Origin of the sequence: Moorena sp. SIO2C4 (assembly GCF_010672485.1) — a bacterium.
Taxonomy (GTDB): domain Bacteria; phylum Cyanobacteriota; class Cyanobacteriia; order Cyanobacteriales; family Coleofasciculaceae; genus Moorena; species Moorena producens.
This window is the reverse complement of record NZ_JAAHGN010000125.1, coordinates 1-11,149: the sequence shown is the minus strand read 5'-3', so window position 1 is coordinate 11,149 and position 11,149 is coordinate 1. Positions and strand designations below refer to the sequence as shown.

12 protein-coding genes are annotated in these 11,149 nt (G+C 44.5%); 5 read left to right on the top strand and 7 right to left on the bottom strand.

Translation table 11 applies throughout. From position 1 onward, the window contains the following. Positions 1-12 precede the first annotated feature (12 nt). The gene (locus F6K20_RS09525) at positions 13-2,952 is read left to right on the top strand and encodes a UvrD-helicase domain-containing protein (protein ID WP_287294519.1); all 2,940 of its coding nucleotides are present in this window, start codon (positions 13-15) and stop codon (positions 2,950-2,952) included. Positions 2,953-3,018: 66 nt separating this feature from the next. On the opposite strand, the gene F6K20_RS09520 is transcribed toward F6K20_RS09525, so the two are convergent. After that, a complete protein-coding gene (locus tag F6K20_RS09520; protein ID WP_287257419.1) occupies positions 3,019-3,204 on the bottom strand; it encodes a hypothetical protein in 186 nt (61 codons plus the stop codon). A gap of 33 nt (positions 3,205-3,237) precedes the next feature. Here F6K20_RS09520 and F6K20_RS09515 point away from each other — a divergent pair, with 33 nt between their 5' ends. Then, on the top strand, positions 3,238-4,038 hold the full coding sequence (locus F6K20_RS09515) for a hypothetical protein (RefSeq protein ID WP_287294517.1): 801 nt from the start codon (positions 3,238-3,240) through the stop codon (positions 4,036-4,038). Positions 4,039-4,311: 273 nt separating this feature from the next. Here the strand turns inward: F6K20_RS09515 and F6K20_RS09510 are convergent, their stop codons facing one another. The 4 genes from F6K20_RS09510 to F6K20_RS09495 form a co-directional block, all read right to left on the bottom strand. Beyond that, positions 4,312-4,434, bottom strand: coding sequence for a hypothetical protein (locus tag F6K20_RS09510; protein WP_267875706.1), 123 nt, complete (start codon positions 4,432-4,434; stop codon positions 4,312-4,314). Between the two features lie 63 nt (positions 4,435-4,497). Next, a complete protein-coding gene (locus F6K20_RS09505) occupies positions 4,498-4,920 on the bottom strand; it encodes a hypothetical protein (RefSeq protein WP_287294515.1) in 423 nt (140 codons plus the stop codon). 417 nt (positions 4,921-5,337) lie between these two features. Beyond that, entirely contained in the window at positions 5,338-5,832 is a 495-nt protein-coding gene (locus F6K20_RS09500) for an allophycocyanin subunit alpha-B (RefSeq protein WP_008188006.1), read from the bottom strand. Positions 5,833-5,937: 105 nt separating this feature from the next. Beyond that, positions 5,938-6,102, bottom strand: a complete 165-nt coding sequence (locus tag F6K20_RS09495; RefSeq protein ID WP_008188005.1) for a hypothetical protein — start codon at positions 6,100-6,102, stop codon at positions 5,938-5,940. Between the two features lie 179 nt (positions 6,103-6,281). Here F6K20_RS09495 and rlmD point away from each other — a divergent pair, with 179 nt between their 5' ends. Together rlmD and F6K20_RS09485 are read left to right on the top strand one after the other, a co-directional pair. Next, on the top strand, positions 6,282-7,667 hold the full coding sequence (rlmD, locus tag F6K20_RS09490; protein ID WP_008188004.1) for a 23S rRNA (uracil(1939)-C(5))-methyltransferase RlmD: 1,386 nt from the start codon (positions 6,282-6,284) through the stop codon (positions 7,665-7,667). 601 nt (positions 7,668-8,268) lie between these two features. Further along, positions 8,269-8,715, top strand: a complete 447-nt coding sequence (locus F6K20_RS09485) for an ATP-binding protein (RefSeq protein ID WP_008188003.1) — start codon at positions 8,269-8,271, stop codon at positions 8,713-8,715. Positions 8,716-8,727: 12 nt separating this feature from the next. Here F6K20_RS09485 and F6K20_RS09480 read toward each other — a convergent pair whose 3' ends face one another. Then, the gene (locus tag F6K20_RS09480) at positions 8,728-9,012 is read right to left on the bottom strand and encodes a DUF6439 family protein (protein WP_008188002.1); all 285 of its coding nucleotides are present in this window, start codon (positions 9,010-9,012) and stop codon (positions 8,728-8,730) included. Between the two features lie 81 nt (positions 9,013-9,093). Between F6K20_RS09480 and F6K20_RS09475 the strand changes: the two genes are divergently transcribed. After that, complete coding sequence (locus tag F6K20_RS09475; RefSeq protein WP_008188001.1) at positions 9,094-9,522, top strand: sll0565 family protein; 429 nt, start codon at positions 9,094-9,096, stop codon at positions 9,520-9,522. Between the two features lie 28 nt (positions 9,523-9,550). On the opposite strand, the gene F6K20_RS09470 is transcribed toward F6K20_RS09475, so the two are convergent. Further along, a complete protein-coding gene (locus F6K20_RS09470; RefSeq protein WP_287294513.1) occupies positions 9,551-10,891 on the bottom strand; it encodes a (Fe-S)-binding protein in 1,341 nt (446 codons plus the stop codon). Between the last annotated feature and the right edge of the window lie 258 nt (positions 10,892-11,149).

Genomic DNA, 11,149 nt, shown 5'->3' with positions numbered 1-11,149 from the left:
TTATCCGCCCCTATGAGTACAACCCCTGATTTCCTGAGCCACCTCAACCCTTCCCAACTTCAAGCCGTTGAACATTTCTGTGGTCCGTTGTTAGTTGTTGCTGGTGCCGGGTCTGGCAAAACCCGAGCCTTGACCTATCGTATTGCTAATCTGATTCTCAAACACAAGGTCTCACCAGAAAATATCTTGGCAGTGACCTTCACTAACAAAGCTGCACGGGAAATGAAAGGGCGGATTGAGCAAATATTTGCTCAGCAGCTGGCGGAACAGAAGTATGGTCAACGGTTGGAGCTTCTGCCAGAAGACCAACAAACCCAGTTGCGATCGCGTGTTTACAAAACTATCACCAAACCGTTGTGGATTGGCACCTTCCACAGTCTGTTTGCTCGGATTCTCCGCTTCGATATCAATAAATATGAAGATGAGCAGGGACGGAAGTGGAATCGGAACTTTTCCATCTTTGACGAATCCGATGCCCAGACCCTGGTTAAAACCATTGTCACTCAAACCTTAAATCTTGATGACCACAAATTTAACCCCCGTTCTGTGCGCTATGCCATCAGCAATGCCAAAAATCGCGGTTTTTCTCCCCAGGAATTTGAGCTACAACAGTCCAATTTCCGGGGACGAGTGATTGCTGATGTCTATAGCCACTACCAAGAGCAGTTAGCTGCTAACAATGCTTTGGACTTTGATGACCTCATCTTAGTGCCAATGAGGCTATTCCAACAGAATGAGTCGGTCTTAAGCTACTGGCATCAGCAATTTTATCACATTTTAGTGGATGAGTATCAAGATACCAATCGGATTCAGTATGAACTGATTCGCTTGTTGAGTACCAATGGCGAAACTCGAAAGAGTCAGTGGGATTGGCAGAATCGCTCAGTTTTTGTAGTAGGGGATGCAGACCAGTGTCAGCCACCAGGTACTCAAGTACTCACTACTGAAGGATATGTCCCAATCGAAGCACTAGATCCAAATCAACATCGGTTAGTCAGCTATAACCCTCATTCTTCCGCAGTAGTTGGCAGAGTCGAAGGTTATCGTTTCAACAAAGCCAGTCGTCCTTTTAGTGGCCATCTGATTGAGGTAACGGTTGATAGCCAAACTACTCGCTCCACACCAAACCATCGATGGCCAATCCGGTGGAATCAGCAAGCTAAGGACAAGACTCATGTTGTCTACCTAATCCGCCGAGGTCAGTGGTACCGAGTCGGATGGTGCAAGCTATTTAAAAGCGATGGTGGATTTCAGTTAGGCTATCGAGCCAGGGTTGACAAAGCAGATGCCGCTTGGATTCTGGTGACAACCGACAATCGGACAGAAGCTTCCTTCAAAGTTTCTTATATTGCCGCTCGCTATGGTATTCCCACTGCCCCGTTTGAACCAATTAATGGTGCCACTGAGTACACCCGTCAGATGCTGGAGCAGTTATTTAATGCCCTGGGTGATGTGTTACCAGAACGGGGGATTTCCTGTCTTCAAGACTTTGGACTCGACCCAAACTACCCGATTTACAGCCCTGATATTGCCTATCAAGGCGGACGGGGTAAAAGTACTATCGAGCTAGCAGCGATTAATTTATTACCAGAACTGATGGATATAGCTGTCTATCAGGGTGGCAAAACCGTGGCTTGGAAACCGATTAGGATTCAGCGTCAGGAATACAGTGGCTTGGTGTATAGCCTAGAGGTAGAGAAGCACCATGTCTACTTTAGCGATGGATTGCTTACTCATAACTCTATCTACAGTTTCCGAATGGCAGACTTCACCATCCTTCTGGGTTTTCAGCAAGACTTTGGTGACGGTTTAGCCGATCAAGATACTCGCACTATGGTCAAGCTAGAAGAAAACTATCGCTCTAGGGAAAATATTCTTCAAGCTGCTAACCACCTGATCGAAAATAATACCCAGCGGATTGATAAAGTTCTGCGAGCAACACGGGGTATCGGGGAAAAAATCTATTGTTATAGCGCTGATGACGAATTGGAAGAAGCTCAGTTTGTAGTCAGTAAAATTATCCAGCTAAAACGACAAAATCCAGAACTGGATGGAGGCAGTTTTGCTATTCTTTATCGTACTAATGCTCAATCCCGTGCCTTTGAAGATGTCTTGATCAGAGCCGATATTCTCTATACTGTAGTTGGTGGGTTCAAGTTCTATGACCGTAAAGAAATTAAAGATGCTCTGGCTTACCTAAGAGCGATCGCAAACCCATCCGATACTGTTAGTCTATTGCGCATTATCAATACTCCTCGACGAGGAATTGGACAAACTACCATTAACAATCTGGTCGCAGCTGCCCAAGAATTAGGAGTTCCCCTGTGGGAAATTATCAGTGATGAGACCTCAGTTCATACATTTGCTGGACGGTCAGCTAAAGCGGTAAAGAAATTTGCTCAGCTTATTTCTCAATGGCAGGAGCAATTGGAAGAGCGATCGGCATTAGAGATTCTCAAAGGGATTATGGAAGAGTCTGGTTATATTGGCGATTTAAGAAACAAAGGCACTGAAGAAGCTGAGAATCGATTGGAAAATATTGTGGAATTGTTTAATGCAGTGCTGCAATTTCAAGAAGAAAACGAAGAAACGAGCTTAGAAGGGTTTCTTGCTAATGCAACTCTAGCCTCTGACATGGATAACCTGGAAGAGGGGAAAAAAGCAGTTTCTTTAATGACCCTTCACTCTGCTAAAGGGCTAGAATTTCCCATTGTCTTTCTAGTCGGCCTAGAGCAAGGACTGTTTCCTCACAGTCGTAGTCTCAGAGATCCTGTAGCGTTGGAAGAAGAACGGCGTCTGTGTTATGTAGGGATTACTCGCGCTCAGGAACAACTGTTTTTATCCCATGCTCATGAGCGACGCTTTTATGGGAATCGGGAACCGGCTAACCGTTCTCAGTTTCTCAAGGAGTTACCCTCAGAGTTAATTGAGACTATGGTGGGAATGTTTTGATGGTCTCCTCGGTACTTGATACATAGCGCCTTCATAGGTAAGCATTCAGCCCTCAGCTGTCAGCTGTCAGCTTAAAATAAACCCGGCGTAGCGTAGGCTCTTCCCGTAGCGTGCGCCAATGCGCAATGGGCAAAGGGGAGAATTTAATATTGATAATTGATAGATTAATGAGAATTGAAAGTTTTCATAAAAGTCCTTGGTCAAGGCCAAAGCCTGATAGCTGATAGCTGATAGCTGAATGCTTGTCTTCATACTTGATATTACTTAATACTTCACCTTAGACAAATGCCTTGGCAATTTCCTCAAAGACTAACCCAATCCCTAGGAGCAATCATAATTCTCCTAGGTTGTATATTAGCAGTTGGCAAGCTACAGCAACCCCAACTCAATGCCCTTAAACAAAGCTCCAAAAACATCTCACCCGCAGACCTCCAGCGAGACGTAGAAGCAACACAAGTATATCTCAATCTGCTTCAGAGACTACCTACATTTGGCTTCGATAATGTATTAGCTGACTGGGTATTTCTGAATTTCCTTCAATACTTTGGTGATCAAGAGGCTCGCCAAATTACTAGCTATCAGCTTAGCCCAGAGTACTTTGACGTTATTATAAACCGAGACCCCAAATTTTTAACAGCCTATTTCTTTCTATCTAGCAGTAGTTCCTTATATGCAGGAATGCCAGAAAAATCGGTCGCCTTAATGGAAAAAGGACTCCAGTCACTATCCCCTAAAGTTACCCCTAAATCTTATTATGTGTGGCGTTACAAAGGAATTGATGAATTATTATTTTTGGGTGACCCTAAAGCCGCCCAAGAATCCTTTGAAAAATCCGCCGATTGGGCAAGTAAATCCGCTGATGAAGAAAGTCAAAACATTGCTGAAATTTCCCGCAACACTGCTGAATTTATAAAGCGCAATCCTACTAGTAAGATAGCTCAAGTGAGTGCTTGGTCAATGGTTTTAAATAACTCCCCTGACCCTCGCACTAGCCAAATCGCCATTAGTAGAATTGAAGCCCTAGGTGGTAAAGTTATTATCACACCAGAAGGAGCAGTTACAATTAAAATGCCCCAGACAGATTAATAGTGTTTGTGGTTGAAGGTTAGAAGGTTTAAGGTTAGAAGGTTTAAGGTTAGAAGGTTTAAGGTTAGAAGGTTTAAGGTTAGAAGGTTAGAAGGTTTAAGGTTAGAAGGTTTAAGGTTAGAAGGTTAGAAGGTTAGAAGGTTAGAAGGTTAGAAGGTTGTTCGCGTAGCGTGGCCTTTTGGCCAAGGTTGAAGGTTGTTCGCGTAGCGTGGCCTTTTGGCCAAGGTTAGAAGGTTAGAAGGTTGTTCGCGTAGCGTGGCCTTTTGGCCAAGGTTAGAAGGTTAGAAGGTTAGAAGGTTGTTCGCCTTTGGCCTTCGGTGTAGGGTAGGTTGAGGATTGTTCGCGTAGCGTGGCCTTTTGGCCAAGGTTGACGACTCGGAGATCGCCATTACCCATTACCCATTACCCATTACCCATTACCCATTACTAAAAAAACCACATTCATTTCTATCAACATGGCTATAAAATTGCTATTAGTAACTGATGAACTAATAAGCCTAGACTAAAACCTGTAAGAGAAACCCCACAGATAATCCAGAAAGCCTGCCATTCACCATATCCTTCTGTTTGAAGATCTAATCTGGTTAAGGCAGCAGCAGCAATCAGCACCAGAATACGGCTAGAATAATGAATCCAGCGCAGGATGATAACGGCTAGGAAAGAGCTGAAAATTACGGAGACAAAAGCTTTGGTATCAGATTTCATCCAAGTCCCGTACAATTTTCTAATCTGATACACTGGAGCAGTTATCGCTAAAGCCATCAACACGATATAAACTGCTCCGATCAGCCAGAGCCATACCGATATATGAAATAAGGAAGGATGTGATGCTGATGTAGTGTGTTCTACCGTAATCAATTCCTGAAAGTCAACAGATATCATCCAGCCAAAAATACTATGGCTTAACAGAAGAATTGATAATGAAAACCAGGGCAGTTTTTTGATTAACCACATTTAATTTAAAGAATCCCACGACTAAAGTGCGTGGGATTTGAGGTCATTAATCATTAGTCTTTTATTAATTGTTAATGGCTAATTGTTAATGGTTACTTGTTAATTAACCATTAACAAGTAACCATATCCTATTATTAAATGACCAATGACTAATGACTAATCACAAATGACTTAGGAGGTCAGCTGTCAGCCGCCAGCCGTCAGCTGTCAGCTGAGGTAACAGAGATTAAACCAATGCTTACCTGTTTTATTCAAAAGCTGTTCACTGTAGCTTGCCCTATGCCCATAAGCTGATAGCTGATAGCTGATAGCTGATAGCTGATAGCTGATAGCTGATAGCTTACCTTAGGACTTAGGAGACATTGCTTGAATAATGTAATCGAAGTAGGGACCTGTCAGCTCAGCCTCCTCGTCGGTGAGGATTCCCAAAGATGCCTCTTTTAAGCAATTTATCGCTTCTGACATCCCTGCCATTGGCACACCTAGGGCATTATACATTTCTCTTGCCCCGATTATACCAATGTCTTCAATAGGTTTCTGATCACCAGCAAGCACACCATAGGTGACCAAGCGCAAGTACCATCCATAGTCCCGTAAACACTGATTTCGTTCACGCTGACCATAGGCATTGCCTCCTGGTGCTATGAAGTCAGGGCGTTTCTGCCACAGCTGACTACTGGCTTTTTGTACAATCTTTTTTTCATTTTCCGACAGGGTGGCAGCAATGCGCAATCGCTGCTCACCGCTTTGCAAAAAATCATTGATACTTTTGAGTTCACCAGAGCTGAGGTATCTCAGCTCGTCGTCGGCTTTGAGAATGACTTGACTAACTACACTCATGTTATTAGTTTATGGAGTTTTTTATTGAGTTACTCAGGCAATTCATCCCAAGCTAAATTACAGATTTTACCTCGGGACTTGTTGCCAGAACTGTTAATTAGTAGTTTACCGACTTTGGGTGACACAACGGAAGGCATTGGGCATAAGATCAACAAATAGAGCAAAACCCATGCTTGCTTGCTGGCATCGATAGTCTCTTTCCCCTCTTACCCCATCCTTTACATTCCCTTGAAGCATCCTTTGCCCCCTCTTGCCATCTGTAGCTGGCATGAAAACAAAACTATCAGGATTTACGCAAAAACGCTATAAGTACTAGGGTACCTTAATAAAGCCACCTACAGGTAGCGACGGGTGCGCCGACCTGAGGTGGTTTCCACCATGAGCTACTGCATTCGATCTCCCTACTCCCTACTCCCTACTCCCAGATCCGCTGTTCCCTTTGCTATATAATGCCAATGATGATAACTAATCAGCCCAGCCCTGAGTGTTGGCAACAAGGTCAACTGATTGAGGTAATGATTACAGACCTCAGTGATAGTGGTGATGGCGTTGGACGCCTAGGAAATCGGGTCGTTTTTGTTCCGGATACTGTCACAGGCGATAGAGCTTTGGTGCGCCTGATGCGGGTCAAACCTAACTATGCTACTGGTAAGTTACACCAACTGTTAGTGGAATCCCCTAATCGTGTTCGTTCCCGATGTATCGTGGCGGATAAGTGTGGTGGTTGTCAATGGCAGCATGTGAGCTGGGACTATCAGCAGTTGGCGAAGCAAAATCAGGTGATTCAAGCCCTCAAACGCATTGGTGGATTTAGCGAACCCACCGTAGCCCCAATCTTAACCACAGATTCTCCCTTGGGCTATCGCAACAAAGCGACCTATCCCCTTAAACGCTCAGCAACGGGTTCAGTTCAAGCGGGTTACTACCAAAAAGGTAGCCACCAGCTCATTAATCTTAATCAATGCCCCGTGCAAGACCAGCGCTTGAATCCCCTGCTAGGGGAAATTAAGCAGGATATTCAGCAATTGGGGTGGTCGATATACAACGAAAGCCGCCACCAAGGACGATTGCGTCACCTTTCGTTACAGATTGGACAACAGACTGGCGAGATGTTGCTGACCTTGGTCACAACGGATCTGAATTTAAAAGACTTGGATATCCAAGGGCAAACTTGGCTAAATCGTTATCCCCAACTGGTTGGTGTTTGTGTGAATCATAACCCCCACCGCAGTAATGTCATTTTTGGTTCCCAAACCTATTGTGTTGCAGGTCAGCCATACTTGAGGGAAAACTTTGCTGGTCTTGAGTTGCGGCTGCGACCAGATACGTTTTTCCAAGTTAATACTGAAGCGGCTGAGGTTTTGTTAAACCTAATCATTAAACAGCTAGCCCTGAAGGGGCATGAATGTGTAGTTGATGCTTACTGTGGCATTGGCACGTTTACTCTACCCCTTGCCCAACAGGTAAGCCAAGCTATCGGTATTGAAGTGCAAGCCGCATCAGTAGAGCAAGCTGAGCAAAATGCCTTGATCAATGGGATCACTAATGTGAAATTTCAGGCGGGATCAGTGGACCAGTTACTCCCCCAGTTGACTATAGCGCCAGATATTATCTTACTTGACCCACCCCGTAAGGGATGTTCTCCAGCAGTTATTGACATCCTCAGGCAAGTGGCACCAAAACGGATCGTTTATATTAGCTGTAACCCAGCTACCTTAGCACGAGACCTCAAACTCCTTTGCCTCAACGGTGACTACCAGTTAACCCACATCCAACCTGCTGACTTCTTTCCTCAAACCTCTCATGTTGAATGTGCTGCTTTTCTCGAGCACTGATATTGGCGTTGCCCAATTGTGGAACACCCAAGCATCATCCCTGATTGGTGATGGGCAATTGGTGATGGGGAATTGGTAGCTTACCCAACGGTGGCACGGGCATCTAAATAGTTTCTTTATGTATAGTCTTTATGTATAGTCTCAATTATCTACATCAATTATTTACCTATTTCACTGGTATTTCATGAGGAAACTACCCAGAAGGGTCTGGTCTGAGCGAAAATTTTCTGATACTATAGACGTAGGGAATCAGAAATACACTAAGGTTAGGGAAGATGAGTAACGCTAAATGGCTATTATAGCGCTGTTTAGGCATTTTTTCCATTGAGCTGATAGGTAAAGCAGCGACATTAGTGAAAAACCTATTGAACTACCTATTGAACTAATTAACAGAATAATTAACCATAGAGAGGTTGTAGTTTAGCTATGCCAGCAGGAATCTTCATGTCTGAATATAGAAGCCAACCTCAAGAAATCGAGAGTTCCTAGTCAGGTGGTTGCTAAGCACGATTCAGCCGTGTTTAGCGTTAACCCGATCAAAATCAGGCATCTAGCCTCCTATTATATCAAGTCCACAAAAAAAAAGCTAGGGGTTTCTTGAGTGATTGCCACATCTTTGAGTCCGGCTGAGTGCGGTTGGGAAACGGTTAGCTTTGCTTCTACCCTTTACCTTTGCCCGATCCTCGATTTGCTTCTTGAACAAATTCCCAATAAATGGCAACCGGAACTCCGGCTGGGATTACAAGAAGCGTTAGTGAATGCAGCAAAGCACGGTAATAATTTAGACCCAAGTAAGACCGTAGAGGTTCAATTTTCAGTAGTCAATGGTGAATATTGGTGGGTAATTTCAGATGAAGGGTCTGGTTTTACCCATGGTGATGACCAAGAGAGTCCCGAGGTTAGCCTACCCTGCGATGAATCAGAAAGCGGTAGAGGCATGAGCCTGCTTCACCAAATTTTCGATAAAGTCCTCTGGAACAACCAGGGAACAGAAATTAGGCTTTGTAAACAAGTGAAGCATCCCTCTAAGCGCCCTCTATTTTCCTAAGCCCCTATTTCCCTAAGGGTGGCGTTTCCCATGAGTTGGACAAGGGGGAGCTGAAATAGAGCGGTCTAGCCATCCAGAGGCTTGGCGCAATCGTTCAAGGGCTTCTTCTGGATGATCATTGAGCAGAAATACCAAAGCAGCAGCAGCCTGCTCACTGGCTCGGGCGGAGCGATTAGACTTGAGGCGATGCCAATCATTGGGTCTGATCGCCAAACGTTCTGCTAAGGCTTGAGCCAATTCCAGAGTGCTAGGTTCCATCTTAGCATCAGTTTTGGTGAATTGGATGGATTCAGGCATTGTTTTTTGAGTGCTGAGTGGGGGAGTGTGTCAGTGCTTACCAACTCCCAACTATTTTAACCTAGGATTTAAGATTGTTATATGCCTCCAGAATCGTTTCATTCATCTTACCGTGATTCACGAAAAAATAGACAGGATCAACAAGATGTGAATGAGTTTGAAGAGGAATTGGCAGAAATAGAGCGATCGCTTAATACTCTCAAGACACGTTATACTCAGGTGCAGCGGGATCAGCGACAGCAAGCTCAACTCCAGGAGCGTCGAGAGCAAGTTAGGAAAGACTTGCGCAAGACTAAACGTAATAATACTAAAACTAATAATACTAATAGTAATCGACAAGCCCTAAAGGCTGAGTTAAGGCAAATTCAGGAACAACTGGAAGTCCTGGAGCTGAATTTAGAGAGTCAGTTGTTTTCTTGGCACAGTCTACAGGAACCGTTTTGGCATGGGGTGCGGTTTGGGGGATTGGGGTTGGTGATTGGTTGGATACTTAAGTCTTGTGTTAGTTAGTTAGTTGTTGACGGTTGTTCTTGTGTGCCTAAAGCCTAATTCCTAATCCTCGAATCGAATAATCCAATAACTCTATCGGATGCATTAAGGTAATGTCTTTTCCTTGCAGCTGCAAATGCTTCTTGATCTGTAACGAACACCCTGGATTTGGGGAAGCAATCAACTCTGCGCCAGTATTTAATAAATTATTAACCTTCTGCTGTCCCAGCTCATCGGCTACTTCCGGTTGCAGCATGTTGTAAACTCCAGCACTACCGCAACACAAGGCGGCATCCATCGGTTCCTTTAAGGTCACTCCTGGAATTTGCCGCAATAACTGTCTCGGTTGTACACTAATTTTCTGTCCATGTAATAGGTGACAAGCATCCTGATAGACAATAGTTAATGGCTCATCCCTAAGCGGTGAAAGGGTTGCAGTTAGTCCTACACTAGCTATAAACTCCTGGGCATCCCTGACCTTACCTGCAAATTCTTGAGCTTTTTGAGCATACTCGGGGTCATCTTCCAGGATGTGACCATACTCCTTCAAGGTATGACCACAGCCAGCAGCATTAATAATGATGGCATCAACTTCTGTGCCCTCAAAGCTATCTATCATCTGTCGTGCCAAGGCTTGAGCTTGGTCAGTTTGTCCTTGGTGTTCTGGCAAAGCGGCACAACAGCCCTGAGTTTTGGGAATCACCACTTCACAGCCATTGGCGGTTAACACCCGCACCGTTGCTTGATTCACTGAGGAGAAAAACAACCGTTGCACACAGCCAAGTATTACTCCTATCCGGTAACGCTTCTTGCCCACAGGGGGAATGACATCGGGTAAATTATCCCGAAAGGAATCTAGAGTAACCTTTGGTAGCATTGACTCCATGGCTGCTAAGCGAGGAGATAGCAGTTTGAGCCAATTCGTAGAGCGCACTAGTTTCTGCACGCCCAAGGTCTGGTACAGATACAAAGGAAACAATAATGAACGCAATCGCCCCGGATAGGGAAACAAGCTAAAGATTAGCTGTCTAAACAGCGAATCTGGAAAACTACGAGGCTGATTTCGTTGAACTTGATGACGAGTGGCGGAGATTAGTTTATCGTACTCAACCCCAGATGGACAAGTTGTCACACAAGCCAAACATCCTAAACAAGAATCGAAATGTTGTGTACTCCCCTCGGCCAGGGGAGCTTCCCCTTGACTAATTGCATTCATTAAATAGATCCGACCCCGAGGGGAATCCATCTCTTTCCCAAGCACCCGGTAACTTGGACAGGTGGAAAGACAAAAGCCACAATGAACGCAGGCATCAATCAATTCTTGCTTGGGCGGTTTTTGAGCATCAAAACCCTTTTGCTTATTCGTTGTTAGTTCTTGGATATTGGTCATTGTTTAAAGGTTGGAAGGTTGAAGGTTGAAGGTTGAAGGTTGAAGGTTGGAATGTTGAAGGTTGGAAGGTTGAAGGTTGAAGGTTGGAATGTTGAAGGTTGAAGGTTGGAAGGTTGAAGGTTGAAGCTTTAAGGTTGAATGGTAATTGGTTAAAGGCTAATTGGTAATTGATGATTGATATAGCGTTTATGATAGTTATATGATACTTTCAAGTTTTTTACCCCGACTCCCGACTCCCGACTCCCGACTCCCGACTCC

What these genes read in the sequence shown, in the direction of transcription:
- rlmD (WP_008188004.1), top strand. Translation starts at nt 6,282, where the DNA reads ATGCCAATGATGATAACTAATCAGCCCAGCCCTGAGTGTTGGCAACAA.
- F6K20_RS09500 (WP_008188006.1), bottom strand. Translation starts at nt 5,832, where the DNA reads ATGAGTGTAGTTAGTCAAGTCATTCTCAAAGCCGACGACGAGCTGAGA.
- F6K20_RS09495 (WP_008188005.1), bottom strand. Translation starts at nt 6,102, where the DNA reads ATGCCAGCTACAGATGGCAAGAGGGGGCAAAGGATGCTTCAAGGGAAT.
- F6K20_RS09515 (WP_287294517.1), top strand. Translation starts at nt 3,238, where the DNA reads ATGCCTTGGCAATTTCCTCAAAGACTAACCCAATCCCTAGGAGCAATC.
- F6K20_RS09505 (WP_287294515.1), bottom strand. Translation starts at nt 4,920, where the DNA reads ATGATATCTGTTGACTTTCAGGAATTGATTACGGTAGAACACACTACA.
- F6K20_RS09525 (WP_287294519.1), top strand. Translation starts at nt 13, where the DNA reads ATGAGTACAACCCCTGATTTCCTGAGCCACCTCAACCCTTCCCAACTT.
- F6K20_RS09510 (WP_267875706.1), bottom strand. Translation starts at nt 4,434, where the DNA reads ATGGGTAATGGCGATCTCCGAGTCGTCAACCTTGGCCAAAAGGCCACG.
- F6K20_RS09480 (WP_008188002.1), bottom strand. Translation starts at nt 9,012, where the DNA reads ATGCCTGAATCCATCCAATTCACCAAAACTGATGCTAAGATGGAACCT.
- F6K20_RS09470 (WP_287294513.1), bottom strand. Translation starts at nt 10,891, where the DNA reads ATGACCAATATCCAAGAACTAACAACGAATAAGCAAAAGGGTTTTGAT.
- F6K20_RS09520 (WP_287257419.1), bottom strand. Translation starts at nt 3,204, where the DNA reads ATGAAGACAAGCATTCAGCTATCAGCTATCAGCTATCAGGCTTTGGCC.
- F6K20_RS09475 (WP_008188001.1), top strand. Translation starts at nt 9,094, where the DNA reads ATGCCTCCAGAATCGTTTCATTCATCTTACCGTGATTCACGAAAAAAT.